The 19,042-nt window shown below is 40.1% G+C and carries 8 protein-coding genes and 4 pseudogenes; 7 read left to right on the top strand and 5 right to left on the bottom strand.

From position 1 onward, the window contains the following. Nucleotides 1-151 precede the first annotated feature (151 nt). From RM368_RS23105 to RM368_RS23090, 5 genes and pseudogenes are all read right to left on the bottom strand, one after another. A pseudogene (locus RM368_RS23105) lies at nucleotides 152-4,591 on the bottom strand (type I polyketide synthase); the annotation flags it as partial. Between the two features lie 99 nt (nucleotides 4,592-4,690). Continuing rightward, nucleotides 4,691-4,975, bottom strand: a pseudogene (locus RM368_RS38835) (phosphopantetheine-binding protein); the annotation flags it as partial. A gap of 921 nt (nucleotides 4,976-5,896) precedes the next feature. Further along, nucleotides 5,897-11,302, bottom strand: a pseudogene (locus RM368_RS23100) (amino acid adenylation domain-containing protein); the annotation flags it as partial. 491 nt (nucleotides 11,303-11,793) lie between these two features. Further along, nucleotides 11,794-12,789 (bottom strand): DUF3102 domain-containing protein, encoded by a 996-nt coding sequence (locus RM368_RS23095; protein WP_322696204.1) that lies wholly within the window; start codon nucleotides 12,787-12,789, stop codon nucleotides 11,794-11,796. Nucleotides 12,790-13,098: 309 nt separating this feature from the next. Beyond that, nucleotides 13,099-13,347, bottom strand: coding sequence for a hypothetical protein (locus RM368_RS23090; protein WP_322696203.1), 249 nt, complete (start codon nucleotides 13,345-13,347; stop codon nucleotides 13,099-13,101). Nucleotides 13,348-13,676: 329 nt separating this feature from the next. On the opposite strand from RM368_RS23090, the gene RM368_RS23085 reads away from it, so the two are divergent. The 7 genes and pseudogenes from RM368_RS23085 to RM368_RS23055 form a co-directional block, all read left to right on the top strand. Next, a complete protein-coding gene (locus tag RM368_RS23085; protein ID WP_322696202.1) occupies nucleotides 13,677-14,423 on the top strand; it encodes a VOC family protein in 747 nt (248 codons plus the stop codon). 52 nt (nucleotides 14,424-14,475) lie between these two features. Beyond that, nucleotides 14,476-14,811, top strand: coding sequence for a hypothetical protein (locus RM368_RS23080; RefSeq protein ID WP_322696201.1), 336 nt, complete (start codon nucleotides 14,476-14,478; stop codon nucleotides 14,809-14,811). A gap of 15 nt (nucleotides 14,812-14,826) precedes the next feature. After that, nucleotides 14,827-15,153 (top strand): MbtH domain protein, encoded by a 327-nt coding sequence (locus RM368_RS23075; RefSeq protein WP_322696200.1) that lies wholly within the window; start codon nucleotides 14,827-14,829, stop codon nucleotides 15,151-15,153. A gap of 105 nt (nucleotides 15,154-15,258) precedes the next feature. Beyond that, entirely contained in the window at nucleotides 15,259-15,486 is a 228-nt protein-coding gene (locus RM368_RS23070) for an MbtH family protein (protein ID WP_322696199.1), read from the top strand. Nucleotides 15,487-15,583: 97 nt separating this feature from the next. Continuing rightward, entirely contained in the window at nucleotides 15,584-16,402 is an 819-nt protein-coding gene (locus tag RM368_RS23065) for a thioesterase II family protein (RefSeq protein WP_322696198.1), read from the top strand. 443 nt (nucleotides 16,403-16,845) lie between these two features. Further along, on the top strand, nucleotides 16,846-18,453 hold the full coding sequence (locus RM368_RS23060; protein ID WP_322696197.1) for a hypothetical protein: 1,608 nt from the start codon (nucleotides 16,846-16,848) through the stop codon (nucleotides 18,451-18,453). 163 nt (nucleotides 18,454-18,616) lie between these two features. After that, nucleotides 18,617-18,991: pseudogene (locus RM368_RS23055) on the top strand (penicillin acylase family protein); the annotation flags it as partial. Nucleotides 18,992-19,042 lie beyond the last annotated feature (51 nt).

Genomic DNA, 19,042 nt, shown 5'->3' with positions numbered 1-19,042 from the left:
TTCTTTCTGCATTGGTAATTTCCTGTTCGTTACATCTAGCGATAATTGCTTCAATGTCATATTGATTAGTAAATTCTGTTTCGATAAAGGCTATTTCTCCTTTAGCATGTTCTAACCATTTATCTCCCTCAGAATTAGATTGACTGACGATCGAGAATTCAAATTTATCTCCCTGTTTTTTCAACAGTGTCCGAACTTCTTTCTCTTCATCAGCTTCTACTACTAAGGGCGAGAGGAAATACACTTCACTGATTTCTATTGGACGATTTTCGCTATGCGTTTCAAAAGCAGCCCTAGCCATTTCCAGATAAGCTGTTCCTGGAAGTGTCGCTTTTCCCATGACTATGTGTTCATTCAAAACCCAGTGTTTGATGACGCTAAATTTCGAGATATATATTTCTTGCTCTGAACTCTCCACTATGCATTGCTCAAATAATGGATGGTTCACTGCTTGAAATTGAGGTTTAGCAATCTTTAGGGATGGGGTTGATAGATTTGCTGCTGCGGCTGCCATACCAACTTCCTGCCAAGCAGACCAGTTAATAGATGTAGTAAATATGCCATCTCGATTACTCTTATAGTGAGCAAAAGCGTCCAGAAAAGCATTAGCACTAGCATAATCTACCTGTCCTAATTCTCCTTGAATGGCAGTCATTGAGGAACACAAAACAAAGAAATCGAGTGGAGTATCCTGAAAAATACTATTAATAACTAGCGTTCCCTTCACTTTAGGAGCCAGAACCTTTGCTGTCATTTCCGCCGTTTTTAGCTGAATAATTCCACCTCCGGGAATCCCAGCGGCGTGAATTACACCATTAAACTTACCAAAATGCTCCTGCGCCTGAGCGATCGCCCCAAGCATTTGTTCGCGATCAGTGACATCAGCACTCACCACCAAAATTTCTGCACCCAACTGTTCGAGTTTTTGGAGTTTCTGAATCTTGCAGCTAATACTATCTTGCTCACTGTGAACCTTCAGCCACTCTGACCATTCGTCTTTTGCCGGAAATGATGAACGTCCTGTGAGCAGCAATTTTGCTTTTACTGTCTTCGCCAGATGCTCCGCCAGGACTAGTCCAATGCCTCCTAATCCTCCGGCGATCAAATATACGCCTTTTTCCTTTAGTTTTGGGATTTTTGCAGATGCTGACTCGAAGGAAACAGGTTCAAATTGTTGTACCCAGCGATGATTTCCTCGGTAGGCGATAACTGAGTCAGAAGATTGTATTTGTAGTTCACTCAGCAACTGGTCTATCAGTTTCTCTTGATGCCAAGATTGATTTGAGGGAGTAATAATATCAATGCTGCGACAACTGATATTTAGATACTCTTTTGGTATGACCTTCATAGGCCCAAGAATAGTTGCCTTTTCAGGACAAAGAATTTCGTCTCCACTCACTTCCTGCATATTGTTGGAGATGACGGCTATTTGCAGTTGTTTAAAATGATGTTTCCCAAGTGCCTGAGCGAGATATAGCAGACTGTAAAATCCTAAATCTTCTGCTTTGTCAACTGCTGATTCTGTGTTACCAATCGGGGTGACATTCCATAAATGCACAATCGTGTTTGGGAATTTGTTTTCTGCTAGAAGAATTTCTAGCAAAGCATTATAGTCATCTGGTTGTTGGGGATTTAAGGTGTAGTGGCGATCGCTTAATTTTCTCAACTCCGATCCGATGCTGAGTGCGATCGCATCTCGACCTTCCAGTTCCAATCGTTTCACTAATTCTTCACCCAATCCACACTCATCGGTAAACACCATAGTGCAAGCCAAAACCGATTTTTCACTCTTGGGCTTTTCGGGTAGTGGAGAGCGTTTCCATGATGGGACGTAGAACCAGTTGGCAATATCTAGCTTTTTACCTGGTAGAGAGGTGACAGGCGTCTGTACACTTGTCTTGGCAGTTGCGGCTGGTTTTTGGTCGTGAATCCAGTAACGCTGGCGCTCAAAGGGGTATGTTGGTAAGGGAAGACGATGACGGCGCTCATGAGCATAAAATCCCGACCAATCCACCTTTACTCCAGATAGCCAGAGCTTGCCTAATATGTTCAATAGGAACGCTACATCTGGGTGTTTTTCTTGAGGATGTCGTAATGAAGATAATGCTATCGGTTCTGAATGCTTTTTGGCGAAGGTAGATAAAGTATGTCCAGACCCAACCTCCAGCAGGATGCGATTTGGCTCTTGCAGTAATGCAGAGATTCCCTCCGAAAAGCGAACACAGGAGCGTAAATGTTTCGCCCAATAATTTGGATCTGTGGCTTGCTCTGCCGTAATCCAAGTGCCCGTAACATTTGAAATAAAGGGAATTTTCGGGGGATTTAGTCTAACTTTACTGACTTCCTTCTCGAATGGCTCTAAGATGGGTTCCATCATCGAAGAATGAAAAGCGTGGGAGGTATGCAAACGCCGACATTCTATCCCTTGAAGCTGGTTTTGCAATGCATCTATAGCATCATCAGTTCCCGATACTACACACAAAGCTGGTGCATTACTAGCAGCTAAGGATAAATTTTCATTCAGTAAACCTCTAACTTCCGCTTCTTTTAGGGGTACAGAGAGCATCGCACCAGATGGAAGTTGTTGCATCAATCGCCCACGAGCAGCTACCAGTCTTAAGGCATCTTCAACAGACATTACACCAGCTAAACAGGCAGCGACATATTCCCCAATGCTATGTCCTATCATCGCTTGGGGAGAAATCCCCCACGACATCCACAATTGAGCCAAAGCGTATTCTATGACAAACAATGCTGGTTGAGTGATGTCAGTTTGTTGCAGTTTTTCGGCTGCGGCTTTTGATTCAGACTCGCCCGGATAAATAACTGAACGCAAATCCAACCCCAAATGTGGTTGCAGCAATTGACAGCAAAAATCGACTTGTTCTTGAAAAACTGGCTCAGTCTGGTAAAGTTCTTTACCCATGTCCACATACTGAGAACCCTGTCCAGGAAACATGAAGGTGATGGGGCGATACTCCTGCGGAGTCACTTCTCTACGAGAGGCTGCGCCAACATGAACGCTATTTTCAACTAAGCGAGTCAAAACTCTTTGCGGATCTCGTAAGGCTTTGGTTGCATCCTCGATATCTTGACACACCAGCACGCGACGATGATTAAATTCACCACGCCCCACTTGCAGGGTATGGGCAACATCCGCTAAGTTCACATCAGGATGTAGTTGGAGGTGATTAGCCAGATTTTCTGTTGCAGTTTCTAAAGCTGAGTCAGTTTTGGCAGAAAGTACTAACAACTGCCAGGGACGAGAAAGGCTAGACGGTTCCAGCACTGGTGCTTCTTCTAGAATGACATGAGCATTAGTCCCACCAATACCCAAGGAACTCACACCAGCACGCCGAAGAACACCATTAGTTTTCCACTCTGTCAATTCTGTATTGACGTAAAAGGGACTATTTGCAAAATCAATCTGGGGATTGGGCTGCTCAAAATTCAAACTTGGTGGAATTAACTGATGTTTGAGAGCCAAAACAGTCTTAATCAGTCCTGTTACGCCGGCAGCTGTATCTAAATGGCCGATATTTGTTTTAACTGAACCAATAGCACAGAAGCCTTTCTTCTCAGTGCTGTTACGAAAAACTTGGGAGAGTGCGGCAATTTCAATGGGATCGCCTAAAGGTGTGCCAGTACCATGCGTTTCAATATAGCTGATTGTCTCAGGCTCAACACCCGCCAGCATCATCGCTTCAGCAATCACCTCTGCTTGACCATCCACACTAGGGGCTGTATAACCAATTTTTAGCGAACCATCGTTATTGATTGCTGAACCTTTAATAACAGCATGAATGCAGTCACCATCAGCCAAGGCATCCTCTAATCGCTTCAAAACCACAATACCCACACCATTACCGATCGCAGTTCCCTGTGCTTTAGCATCAAAGGCGCGACAGTGACCGTCAGGTGATAAAATCCCCCCTTTTTCATACAAATAGCCTGTTTTTTGGGGAATGTGAATAGATACTCCACCTGCTAAAGCCATATCGCATTGGTAATTTAATAGACTTTGGCAAGCTAGAGAAATAGCTACTAAGGAAGTAGAACAAGCAGTTTGTACTGTCAGACTTGGGCCTGTGAGATTTAATTTATAAGAAACTCGGGTAGCGAGGAAATCTTTATCGTTGCCGATTCCCTTTTGGAAGTTACTAGCCGAACCAGCACAATCGCTATTTAAGTTAAGTGATAAATAATTATTTGAACTAGAACCAGCATAAACTCCAACCCGACTTTCACAACGTTGGGAGTCATAGCCAGCATTTTCTAACGCTTTCCATGCATTTTCTAAAAATAACCGATGCTGTGGGTCTGTAATTTCTGCTTCTTTAGGGTTAAATCCGAAGAATGAACTATCAAATAAATCTATATTTTCTAATACAGCAAGGCGTTTCACATATTGTGAATTACTTAGTAATTCTGGCTCAATTCCAGAGGCAATTAATTCTGCATCTGTAAAAGTAGATATTGACTCTACTCCAGAGCGTAAATTCTCCCAAAAACCTTCAATATTATTAGCACCGGGAAAACGCCCCGACATACCAATAATTGCGATCGCTTGTATTGAGTCATAACTATTCATTAATCCTACTCCTACCTCATCAATTACACATTTTATTAAAGCAAACAGCTTGCTAAAGCTTGCTGTCTGCATAGTTTTGCTAAGAGTCATTGCTCTGGTTTATTTGCATGACTTATGAGTTTGCTTTTGTTGGTTTAAAGCCAATTTCTGTTTTTCAGTTCGGTTATGAATCTTTTGAAAGGAATGTTGTTCTTGCTGTTCTTGACTAAGATGTTTTGCTAACAAATTAATGGTGGGATATTGAAATATTTCTACTACTGAGACATCACGTTGTAATTTCCCTCGCAATTGAGCATGTACTTGACCCACTAATAGTGAATGACCTCCCAAATCAAAGAAATTATCATGAATGCCTACCCGTTCAACACGCAATACATCTTGCCAAATATTGGCAATCATTTGCTCTACCTCCGTTTCCGGTGGTGTATGAAGAATATTTCTAGCTGCCGAAATATCTAATGAGGGCAAGGCACGGCGGTTTACTTTACCATTGGGTAATAAGGGTAGAGCATCCAGCAACATTAAATTTGCAGGCACCATGTATTCTGGCAGTTTTTCGTTCAAAAAATCGCGCAGTTGTGGCACTAACTCCAAGGCAAATTTTGCCTGTAATGGATTGTTAGTATAATCTCGCCAAGGGCGATGTTTTGCACTATGAGTAATTTCAAACTGCGTTGTCCTAACTGTTGGGTTTCGCTTGAATATGACATCGTAACGACCATTATCTCCACAGCTTGACCAAGTAATATCGATAGAGTAAGGCAAATCTTTGCTGAATATCCAAAAATCTTCCGGCTCAATTCCTTGCCACTCACTATTTTTTTCTAGAGATTGTCTCATATCTCCCACAGTTGCAGCACCTCCAGGAGAAGTTAACCACTGCCAAATCTGCATATCTTCTGCAACTCGAGCATTCGGGACACGAGCAATACCCAAGATAGTAGGCGTAGTTTCTACGAGTATTTGCTGAACAGATGCTAGTGTTAACTCTTGCTTTTCCCAGTCTAACCAAGGCAAATCCAACAAAGGAATTTCATCTCCAATATGGAGAATCACATCGTAGCGGAATTTATTCAGTTCGTTCTGATGGTAACCACGTTCAAGAATAATTTCTACATGACTAATTTTAGGCAAATGTTGTTTTAATGCTATGAAAAAGGCTGGGTCAATAACAAGCTGTTTTTCCTCAAATAATTGTTTTCGTGTGCGCTGTTGTAACTCTTCTTTTGAGAGTAAATCTGGCGAACGATGGAATTGGACAGATGTATGGAATACTTCTAATAAAGATAAAGTACGAATATCTCCAAGAAAGATAAAACCTCCTGGTGCTACTGCATTCACTGCGTTCTCTAACACTTGCAGTAGATAGTTAATGCTAGGAAAGTACTGCATTACAGAAACTATCAAAACAGCATCAAAACTGTTAGCCACTACATCCTCAAAGTTATTTGCTCCTCTGTGGATGAGAGTCACTCCTGATGGTTCTTGATCTAGCATTGTCATTTGATGCTTCAGATTCAGCAAAGCTTTTTCTGAGAGGTCTGTTGCACAATATTGATCGCAATAGGGAGCTATCCGAAATAACATTAGACCGCTACCACAACCAATTTCTAATACTTTAGTTGGTTGTAAAGACAAAATTCGCTCGACTGTTGGCTCTACCCAATCGCGTACTTCCGCTTGTGGTATTGGTTGTCCTGTGTAACTACTATTCCATCCTTTGATATCGAATTTTAACGCTTGTTCATCAGCAGGATCTCGATAAAGGTCGTCAAATACACCTTCCCACTGTGACACCTGCTGGCTGGTTAATTCCTTTCCTAAAATTAATTTTGCTGTAGTTTCTGGTTCGGAATTTTGTACCACATAAGCAACTAAGCGTTTATTATCAGGGTCATCTTCTTGAGCAAGAACCACAGCTTCTTCTACAGCTGGGTGTTGGTTTAATACTGCCTCAATTTCTCCTAACTCAATCCGAAAACCTCGGATTTTTATTTGATAGTCTGCTCGACCTATAAATTCAATATTTCCATCCTCTAAGTACCGCGCTAAGTCTCCAGTTTTGTATAAGCGTGCGCCCGATTCCTGACTAAATGGATGAGGAATAAATTTTTCGGCGGTCGATTCCGAGTGATTAAAGTAACCTCTAGCTAATCCAGATCCACCAATATAAACTTCGCCAGCAACTCCTATGGGTACAGGCTGTAGATAACGGTCTAGTATATAAATTTGAGTATTGGCGAAAGGACGACCAATCGGTACTTGTCGCTCAAGCTGTAAATTAGTTGTGGTAGTTTCAAAATATGAGCTATCAATGGTGGCTTCGCTAACACCGTAGGAGTTAATTAATCTGGTTGCATGACCACAAAAACGCTTGACTTGATGATATCCATTAACATACCAGCTATCAGAACCGATAATTAGCAATCGCATGAAGTCAAGGGATTGTTGAGTCTGTTCCAAATACTGAACTAAGTTCATCAGCACAGCTGGCACAAACTCGGCACAGTTTACTCGTTCGGAACGCATCAATGCATAAAGTCGATCTGGCTGCAATAGAAATTCCCGTGGACAAAGTACTAGTTTGCCACCGGAGCATAAAGTCCGAACTAAGTCCCCAGTAAAAACATCAAAGGAAAAACAAGCCATTTGCAAATGGCTTGTGGCTACAGAGCGAAGCGAGTATACACCCTCCCAAGCAAGATAGGCATTCACTAAACTGCTGTGGGTAACCATTACTCCTTTGGGGATGCCCGTAGAACCTGAAGTGTAAATTGCATAAGCTAAGTTGTCAGAAGTTGTTTGATTGAATAGATTTTCGTTGCTCTGTTGGGAAATACTCTCCCAACTGGAGTCTAGACAAACAACCTTAGCTTGGTGTTCTGGGAGATTTTTCAGTAACCACTTCTGCGTTACTAAAACTGACACTTGCATATTTTTCAACATGAATGCCAGTCGCTCATGGGAGTAGACAGGATCTAAAGGCACATAAGCCCCTCCCGCCTTCAGTACACCCAAGACTGCTACTACCATTTCTGGTGAGCGTTCCATGTAAATGCCAACAATAACTTCTGGCCCTACACCCAGTGCTTGTAAGTGATGTGCTAGCTGATTAGCACGTTGATTCAACTCCTGATATTTCAACTGGTTTTGAGCAAATACTACTGCAACTTCATTCGGTGTTTGCTCTACCTGTGCTTCAAACAGCTGATGAATGCACTGTCCTATTCTGGATTTTGGATTTTGAATTTGGGATTTATTTTGATTAAATTCTACAAGGAGTTGATGTTGCTCTTTTTTTGTCAATAGTGACAAGTTGGAAAGTTTAGTTTGAGGATTTGCCACAATGCCTGAGAGCAAGTTTTGAAAATGTTGCAGCATTCGGGCAATGGTGGTGGCATCAAACAGGTCAGCGTTGTATTCAAATGACACTATCAGTCCTTCCCCAACCTCCACAGATAGGCTCAAATCAAATTGTGCCGCTTCATTTTCTATTTTTAATTGACTGACAACTAAATCAGGCATTTCTGGTAGAGGTGGAGCATTCCGGAAATCGAACATCACCTGAAATAGAGGTGTGTAACTGACGTTTCGTTCTGGATTCAATGCCTCTACTAGTTGGTCAAAGGTTAAATCTTGGTGTTTATATGCTTCTAGAGCTACATTTCGCACACGACCAAGTAACTGTTGAAATGTGGGGTTGCCAGAAAGTTTAGTACGTAACACCAAAGTATTGACAAAAAAGCCAATTAGTCCTTTGAATTCATTACTGTTACGGTTAGCAATTGGTGAGCCGACTGGAATATCGTCTTGTTCTGTGTAGCGGTAAAGGAAGGTCTGGAATGCTGCCAGTAGCAACATGAATAGAGTCACCCCTTCTTGACGAGCGATCGCTTTGAGTTGGCCTAGCATAGTTGTGGGTAACTCAAAAGATTGATGGAAACCCCGTGAGGACTGCACAGCAGGTCTTGGTCGATCCGTTGGTAATTGTAAAAGAGTTGGTACATCTGCAAGTTGTTGCTTCCAATAAGAAAGTTGACTTTGCACAATTTCCCCTTGTAACCATTGCCGTTGCCAATGTGCAAAGTCTTTGTATTGGATAAAGATTTCCGCTAAAGGTGAAGCACTTCTAGTTAAAAATGCTTTGTACAGTAATGCAATCTCTTGTAAAAATACCTCAGTAGACCAACCATCAGAAATTATATGTTGCATCTCCAGCAAAAGAATATGCTCTTGCTGTGCTACGCGCAAAAGTTTAGTACGTAATAATGGCCCGTGCGTTATGTCAAAAGGTCGTTGACTTTCTTGAGTCAAAAATTGTTGGATTGCGACATCGCTCTGTGATTCTATATTTTTTTGAAAATCTAATACTGATAAAGATAGTTTTAGAGAAGAAGCAATAATTTGTACTGGCTCTCCGTTGACTGTTGTAAATGTGGTTCTTAAAGTCTCATGTCGCCGGATAACTTCATTGAGACTTTGTTCTAGTAAAGTAATGTCAAGCTGACCTTTGAGATTAACAGCTAAGGAAATATTGTAAGCTGGGTTGCCTGGTTCTAATCGGTCGAGGAACCATAGTCTCTGCTGGGCAAAAGATAGGGGATATACTTCGGCTGGCTGAACTTGGCTAAGAGACTTTGAGGGTATGAAAGCTTCTGCTGTCATTTGAGCCAGTATTTTGGTGATGAGCGATCGCGTACTCATCCCTTCAAAGAAGTCTGCTACCGATACTTCTACCTCTAAATCAACCTCTATCCGGTTTTTCAACTCAAATACTTTTAAAGAATCAAGTCCGAGTGTGCTTAATGGTTCTTGTGGATTAATATCATCTGTTGCAATTGAAAGTACTCGCCCCAAGAGTTCAATCAGATATGATTCTAAAACTGGTTGACACTCCCTTGGGGAAAGCGCCAAAAGTTCAGAACGTTGTAATTGAGTTTCGTTTCTGGCAATATCACTAATTTTGAGAATGTCACTTTCAATTACATTCAGTTCGCCATTTTCAAACTGAGCGCGAGTTGCACGACGTTGAATCTTACCGCTGGAAGTTTTGGGTATACTACCTGGTTTAATTAAAACCATTGCATAAACTTGTACTTCATGTTCTTCAGTAATTGATTGCCGAATTGCACTAGCTACTTCTGCTAAATTTGGCTTGGCGCGAAACTCTAATTCTTGTACAACTACCAGCCTTTCTTCGTTGTTAACCTCTACTGTAAATGCTGCATTAGCGCCGGAACGTAAGGATGGATGGCTGTGTTCTGCGGTTAATTCTATATCTTGCGGGTAAAGATTGCGACCGCGAATAATAATTAAATCTTTTGCTCTACCTGTAATGAAAAGCTCACCATTGTCCAAAAACCCTAAGTCACCAGTCCGTAAAAACGGCCCTTCTTTTGTGTCTTTCAGATAGGCGTGGAATGTTTGCTCTGTTTCTTCTCTTCGATTCCAGTAACCCTGACCAACACTCAGTCCAGATACCCAGATTTCGCCAACTTCATCTGATGAACAGCGAGTTAATGTTTCCGGATTGACAATGACAATCTGCTGTTGAGGAATAGTTTGACCACAACTGACAAAGCTTTGGATATCTTGACTCTGGGCAGTTGCTTCAACTATCTGATTCTGTGAAAGTGCAGATTTATCTACAGTTTTGACTTGGGCTAAGGCTGTTTTGATCCCACCAGAAACTATTAAAGTTGCTTCTGCCATGCCATAACATGGATAGAACGCTTCCGAACGAAAGCCACACTCTGCAAAGGTGGTTGCAAATAGTTCAAGAGTATCTTGTCGGACTGGTTCAGCACCGTTAAACGCGACATTCCAACTACTCAAGTCAAGAGTTTCTTTTTGTTCTTGAGTAATCCTTTGAATACATTGTTCATAGGCAAAGTTGGGGCCACCACTCGTTGTGCCTTTATAGCGGGAAATTGCTTGCAACCAGCGGTAAGGTCGTTGTAGGAAAGATGCTGGCGACATTAAGATACAAGGAAAAGCACCATATAAAGGTTGCAGAATCCCACCAATCAACCCCATATCATGGTAAACAGGCAGCCAGGATACAAACTTGCTGCTGGGTGAATGTTCCATTAGTTGGTAAGTTACAGCGGCATTGTGCAGCAGGTTACCATGACTGAGCATAACTCCCTTTGGCGTGCCTGTAGAACCTGATGTATATTGCAGAAAGGCTAGGGTATCCCCATTGATTGCAGGTTGTTGCCAAGAATGTTCTATACCCTGTGCGATGTTGTCAGTTGTCAGCCAGTGAAAATTTCTCTGTTTTGTTTCAGGTGTGAGTATTGATTGTAATGTGGGGAGCATTGCTGTGGTGGTGAGAGCAATACTTGCCTGTGCATCTATGCTAATAGCTTGTATTCTGGGCGTTTTACGTTGATTGCGAGGCGGATAAGCTGGAACTGCCACTACCCCAGCATATAGACAACCAAAAAATGCTATTAGGTAATCCAGCCCAGAAGGATACAGTAATATGGCACGTTCACCGCTCAAACCAAGAGCTTGGAGTTGAGCTGCTACAGATCGACTGCGCCGATCCAATTCATGGTAAGTCAGAGTTAATTCCTGAGTCTCTCCATCTTCAAGGAAAGTAAAGGCTTGTGTGTGTGACATCGTGAAACTGCGATCGCGCAGAATATCAACGATAGTCGCATACTGAGAGGGAATTTGTTGAACATTATTGATAACTTGAGTCATTATTATGCCTTAGTGTAATCAGATGCAGGCAAGCAATAGTGGCAAAATTAATATCACACTCACTCCTGGCTGAACAAGGGTTTGAGTCCGTTTTTGTGGGTATCTTAGTTTAAAAATCCACTTAAATACAGCAAACCTTAAACAGACATACCTCTTTCTTACTCAAGGTGGTGTTTCTAGAGAATTATTTAATTCAATTGGGAAAACTCTTGAACAAACCTCAATTGCTCTAGGGAAGACAGGGCAAAATTAGTAAGTCAGCAATGCAAGCTTTGATATTGCTAGTTATTTTCATTTAGACTTTCTTACATTACTAGGGTTTGTGGCATTTGGCAATCCTGTAATTAATAGGAAATAATTATCAATATTTGAAATATGTGTCATTTTAGACTATTACCAAAATATTCTATGACTTTTGATAGATGTCAACGGCTAGAAACAGCCTGCGGCTTTCAACGACCTAATTTTAGCTGAAGATAAAATTTCGTAGTCTAAGCATAGTCTAATGGCTCAGATTTTAATCGGGACTGTGCGATCGCCTGACGACAACGCTCAATGCTGGGATCTCCCGCAAATACTCGCCTATTTAGCTGATGAGCCATTTCTATCATATCCCTATTTGGTAGCCAGGGAAAAATCACTATATCCCCAGATGCCGAAAACATCTTGATTAGCTGTTCAATCAGCTGCTCCTTTAAATCTGATTCCGGAAAGATAATCACAGTCTTCGCCCGTTCAATTAACCAATCATGATCCCAGTCATCGGAGGTAATAGCAATGGCAAGAGCAGCAAAGGGTATGCGCTCGATAAATTGTGGTGAAGCTGTATCACCACAGAAGACAAAATGTTGCTTTTCTAGTAAAAACCAACTTGACTGAATTTCATTAAGATTCACAACAACAGGCGAGACTGAGGATGACGTTGCTATAGTTACCTCTAATGCTGGTGTTTCAACTTTAATCGGCTCCTTGGGAATGATAGCCAGGATTTCCGGCTTCTTAGAAGTGAGTGGTTGTGATGGCTCAGGCAAAGCAGGAGTAGAGATAGACTGTGATTTCTCGTCCTCAATTACTTGACGAATACTCTTATGAGTTATGGTTTCGCCTTCCTGAGCACGTTGTAGAAATTCCTCGCGGACGTTTTGTGGAGTTGATGGTGCTGCCAAAAGATAGAGCGCAGACGTGGCAATATCTATTTGTGCAAAATTTGCACGTTCAGCCAATGTTTCATAAACGTTAATAAAATTGTAAGCTGTCCGTCGGCTCCAACCAAACTCAGCTTTCAGCCAAGTCTCAAACTGTCCGTGTTTGAGCCGAGAACGCACGTCAGTCAGCTTCTGACCAATTTCCCAAATATCCTGTGCCGAGCGTCGTAAGCGCTCCTTAATTTCTCCTGTTCGTTGCTGAACAACAATTCGCTGTTCAGAATCCAAATTTTCATAGTCAAAGCCTGTGACTACTTCGCTCTGTTTTTTTAACTTGTTCACAATATTATTTAAACTATTTTGTACACAAAATTTATCATAGTTAATTATGAATTGATTATCATCCGTGAACAGTTAAATTTAAATGTTTTTTGTCAATACGTCTAAATATAGAAATAAATTTATTGAAAGCGCCATAGCGCAAGCGCATAAGATGCAGAGGTATAAGGCAGTAAGTCTTTCTCTGTGCCCTATACCTCTGCTCCCCATTCCCCTTGTGGGCATAGTTTTTCATAACAAGAATAATAATCACGCTCAATAAGGAGAAGAATGAGGGAAGATGTGAAGTAAGTTGCTTGATATTTTCTCAACTTAATGATAATCTTTGTTATTAAATAAATTCAGCAGATCAAAAAGTTTTCCAAAGGTCTTACCAGCCCTTGATTTGGGATGGGGAATACAATCCTCTAAAATCACCTTAGAATCTACCTGTTGGCTAACTTTGTTATGGATTGACTGAAGAGCGATCGCAATTGCGGGTGCTTTGCGCCATCGCAACCACTGATGATTGCCAGTTTTCCAAACATGGGCGCAAACCCTGATTCTTTTTTTAGTTTGCAAAATTTTTGGATCTAGTCAACTGACTTTATTGACAATGACAAAAAGTAAAAACTAGCTTCTAATACCAAAATTATGCATAGTTCAACTTAAGTAATATTCCTAACTAGTGGCACAACACCTGTGAGATCAGTAATCTATTACACTTCCAACAACTCCACTTGTTTTAGTACAGGTAAATAGAGTTTACCCAAAATAGTTTCTAAGGCATAACTTTTAGACACTAAAAGTTAACTTTCCACACATGGGTTCCTGAGCAAGGCAAATCTCTTTATCTAGCTAGAGTCTAGATTTGAGTCCAGCAAGAAAATCAAAGCTGAGAATTAGTTGCTATGCAAACAACGTCACCCCAGGTAAGCGTGGATGATTTTTTTCTAGAAGTAGACCACATTTTTGTCTGTACGACCAAAGATGCTAAAAGCATCTCAGTTCTTCAAGAACTTGGTCTTCACTGCTCTAATCAGGCGGTGCAACATTTCAAACAAGGAACAGCCTCAAAAATAATTTTTTTTGAGAATACCTATCTTGAGTTAATTTGGATAGAAGATAAACATTTAGTGGAACAGCAGTCTGTACACACAGGCGTTCATACGCTAAGTCGTCTTCATAGGCAGCATACAAGAGCATCACCTTTTGGTGTCGGTCTCCGTAGGAAGTTTAATCATGGCGACTTGCGATCCCATTCAACTTTATACTGGTCTGAGTGGATGCGATGCCTACGGCGGGCTACGCCTACGCAGATGTCTATTAGTTTTGCAGCAGAAAATCTTGTGAATCAGGAAGAACCTTTTTGCTTTATGATTCCTGATAGTATTGCTTTGACAGCTTGGCTTGATCCATCATTAACAGCGCATCAGAAGTTAATTTCTCATCCTTTGGGTGTCAAAAAACTAACGAGCGTAAAAATCACAATTAATAGCGACAAACATTTGACTGATGCTATGTCTCTGCTTAGTACACAGAGTGCTGTCGCTATTGAACGAGGGGAATCTCCACTACTAGAGTTGACCTTTGACGAGGGTATCAGAGAAAAAAATCTTGATGCACGACCAATTCTGCCAATTTTGTTGAAATATTAAAACATAGCCTGATAACATCACTGGCCAAAAGAATATGAACTGAGGTATTACTATGGCAACAATGGGAAAGTATTGTAAAGCTTACTCTTTGAAAAAATTACGTGAGTTCAGTCAGTGGACTGAGTATGCTGAAAATGCAAAAATAGAAAATAAATCAGTTGAGGGTAAGGAAGTCGAAAGTAATAGAGAGTTAACTGATGATGACTTTCCTTACCTACAAGAAAATTACGTAGTGACTGATGGGATTTTCAAGGATGAGAATATCATTTTTGACAATATAACTCCCGAATGGAAGGAGTTTTGCCACAATACCTTAGCATTTGAGATTCCAGTCTACGAGCCAGTAAAAGTACAAGCATCAACAAATCAAAACAAAAGTGATTCTTAAGAGGGAGACATCTGTATGAATGAATTAGTGCAACGTTTATCAGAAGGTGAACATCCTGTTGAAGCAAGCTTACGACCCGACAAAACAGCCATAGCACTGAAAGAAAGTATTGACCGAGGGTACGTACATATCAAATTCATAAATATTAGCGGAGGTACTGATTTAGGTGTCAGACTCGACCCAGAAGCATCTAATTTGCAAGAAGCTGACTTTGAGCATCAAACAGGGAGGGTTCATCTGGTTGGGAACTTGACACTGAATTACGTGAAAGTTCGATGTATTGCAGATATTGAACTGGCAAGTTTAGAAGGTAAGGGACATCTTGAAGCAGTGGAATCGTGAGATTTACCCGTGCAAATTATTGAGGTTGATGGATCTTCTTGTAGTAAAGTACTGGATTATCAAATCTTAGAAAACATAGCCAATTAAATACCACGGAGATGAATTATGTACCAAGACGACAAAGAAGACACAACAATTTACAAAGTTGTAGTCAATCATGAAGAACAGTATTCGATTTGGCCTGCTAACCGAGAAAACGCACTCGGCTGGAAGGATGCTGGTAAAAGTGGTTTAAAACAAGAATGTCTAGATTACATCAAAGAAGTTTGGACTGATATGAGACCACTTAGCCTTCGCAAGAAAATGGAAGAAGCTGCTGGAGGTAAATCATAACACATTTGATTTTTCGTAAAGGTTGTCCAAGGTCAAGAGTCAAAGATCAAAAAACTCTGGACTCTTGACCAGAGCAACAGAAATTCGACATGAAAGTATGACAACTGCACAAACATTTAACTCCTGGCTAACATATACCAAACCTAATCCTTATGCTTCAGTGCGTTTATTCTGCTTCCCGTATGCAGGTGGTAGTTCTATCATTTTTCGCACATGGGCTGAGAGTCTACCTACAACTGTGGAAGTTTGCTCTATTGAACTTCCTGGACGAGGAACCCAGATGAAGTCAGCCCCATTCTCGCGGCTAGAACCTCTTGTCGGTGCGATCGCCCAAGCGCTGACAAGGAATCAGTTCGCTCCCGCCTTACTTCCACATTTAAACAAGCCATTCGCCTTCTTTGGTCACAGCATGGGAGCAGTTGTCAGTTTTGAGCTAGCCCGTTTACTCCGCAAACAGTATGGTCTTGAACCAGTACATATGTTTGTTTCCGGCCACCGTGCTCCACAAATTCCTGATCCAGATCCACCTATCCATGCTCTAAGTGAGCCTGAGTTCATAGAAGAACTACGCCGTCTCAATGGTACTCCTGAAGCACTGCTGGAAAATGCCGAATTAATGCAACTTCTTGTCCCAATTCTACGAGCAGACTTTGAAGTTCTAGAAACTTATGTATATACTACTGAGCCACCACTTGATTGTCCTATTACTGCTTTTGGTGGCTTACAAGATCAAGAGGTTAATTGCGATGAACTTCAAGCTTGGCGCGAGCAGACAAATGCTGCATTCTCACTACAAATGTTCAAGGGCGATCATTTCTTTTTACACTCAGCCCAATCACTCCTGCTACAGTCACTTTCTCAAGAACTACAGCAAATTACCAGTAAAATAAACCGTTTACAGTTGAATTCTGATTGACTTTGTATTGTTCTTGATTTTACCTTGCATTTCTAATTAGTAGAATCTATTATCCACTAAGATTTTTTCAATCAGTATTTACACAATCCTTGAGCAGATGGCAAATAAAGGTTTCACCTGTTTGAGCAAGAATTCAGAACAAGAAGGTGACAGATATCCTACGGTATCTTGCTACAGAATCACAGCTAATTATAGACTGCTAAATCTTCTCCTAACAGAGAGTCTACTTGAACGATTTAGCGCAGTATTTCACACTTATTCATCCGCTCTTCGGGTTCGACAGTAGGATTCTAATTCATACTGAATAATGATTCCTAAATTCTGCTTTAATCAACCAAACACAATACTTTAAAGGCATATATTTACAAATTTAGAACTTCTGTTTAGGGGTTAAGCGATATTGAATATTGTTGGTACAAGAAGTTTGTCAATTAGGATTGCATATGAGTACCTCTTCTTTATTGGGAATAGATTCTAAGACTCTTAAGGGATTTCAAAGACAACAAAAGTATTTTCCTTATCGGTATGCTTTAGTTCGCAGGTATTTATCTAAATTTGTCAATAAATATCAAAAAATATATGCCGATCAACTAGTAGATTTTGCTGTTTTACCTTCAAATGAGATATTTAATACTAGTACATTGCAAACTGATTTTTATGAATTTTTTAGTGAGATAGTATGCGACACTCCTGGTAATACAACTTATGCAAAATATCTGAAAAAGACTTTCACAGAAGTGACAAATCAAGTTCTCAATCCAGAATCTTTAAGTACAGAGATAATTGATGATGAATATTCACCTGTTGTCTACACTTGGAAAGCCAACATTCTCCATGAATTGAAGTTGGCATTAGATTTTGTAAATTTTTATAACTTAGGCAAAAATATTTTTGATTTTCCTCAGTGTTTATTAGAGTCCTTTAAGAATACAAATATAGAAAACATTCCTTTACGCGATGTCAAACTGCCATATCCAGCTTTTTATTTACATTTTGGTTTGCAAAAAGATTTAGAGTTAGAACTTGGACATGTAGTCAACAGTGAATTTTTATGTTCGTTGTCAACAAAAACTAAGCAAATAAATAAATATTACTTGGAGGGGGTATATGTAAAAGAAATAGCTAGTGGTGGTTTTGAATTAGCATTAATTGGTTCTCCAGAATTTCCAGTTTTGAGTGATAATTGGCTGGAGTATCCGACTGAAGCACTTTCTGTAAAAATTCCTTTAATTAATCCAGATACAACTATTGGTGAAGCTTTAGACTGGGAGATAATAGATACTTCTGCCTCTCATAAAAAAGCCATATTTCATTATCTAGAGGAGAATAATTTACTTGATAAAATTGATGTTGATTTTAATATAGAATTCTTGAACGATCTTTTATTCTATGAATTTGAAGAATTTCATGATAATAAGTGTTATAAATTTATATTAAAAATTTTAAAGTTAGTTATCAATGCTATATTTTACACAACTAATTATCGGTTAACTGAAGAAATTTCAGAACAAATACCTGGATTTATTCCCAATAATTTGCGTAAAGAATTAGAATCAGATGATGCAAATACAAGGAACAAAGCACTTTTAAAAATAGATAAGCAGGGATATTCGCTAGTTAAAATATGTGGTAAGCGTAGTTGTCGAACAGGAGTTTTTTCGAGTGATGAGATAGGTAAAGTTGATAACTTTCAACAATCAGAAGTGGTCAGTACTACTGAACCTAAAAGGCAGTTTAGTAGTTACCACAGAAGAAGGCATTACCGTCTTTGTCCTGTAGGCAAGAATCGTAGTGAAGAAGCATTGATTTGGGTTGAGTGTGCATATATACAAGGCACACTTCCATATAAAGAAGGGTTACGAATTTATGAGTTTGGTCAGCCAGAGACATCTGGTACAAATCTAGATAATTTGGATGGGACAATCCTTAACAATAAGCAAATTTTGGAGATTAGGAATATGTTTGAGCTAGGAGTTGCTACTATTAGTGAGATTGCTAATCTTTATAAACTACCGGAAGATATTGTTGAGCGAATTCTAATTAAGAGATAATAATAAAAGTACTAAATATCAATATAATTGACTAAATTTTTATTACCTAAAACAGGATATTTAAGTTTTAAACTTGTATATTACAAGTATGAAATTAATATATCAAGCCTAAATCATTATTAGAGGCTATTTACATTCTCTTTATTAATTCAAAAACTAAAATATGCGCTATTTACTGAAAATTTTTAGAAGAAAAGTATTCCGTATTTTACCGTTTATACTCGGTTTGATCTTTGCCTTAGTTGTGGTACTCCAGAATGGAGCGATACTAGCGACATCCACTGAAATACTTTGGGATACTTATGGCGTACCCCATATTTTTGGTAAAGATACCCAAAGTGCATTCCAAGCATTTGGTTGGGCGCAAATGCAAAGTCACGGTAATCTGGTTTTACGTCTTTATGGTCAAGCACGAGGACGGGCTGCCCAATACTGGGGAGAAAAATATTTAGAGTCAGATCGTTGGGTACTGACTATGGGAGTCCCTGATCGCGCTCGTTCTTGGTACAAATTACAAAGTCCAGCTTTTCGCAATTACCCCTCTTCTGTCACTTTCCGGGTATTCTAAATAAAAGGACTAAAAGAAAAA

Origin of the sequence: Nostoc sp. DedSLP03 (assembly GCF_034530815.1) — a bacterium.
In the GTDB taxonomy this organism is placed as follows: Bacteria; Cyanobacteriota; Cyanobacteriia; order Cyanobacteriales; family Nostocaceae; genus Nostoc.
Note: the sequence above shows the minus strand (reverse complement) of the source record. Positions and strands in the feature narration are given on the sequence as shown.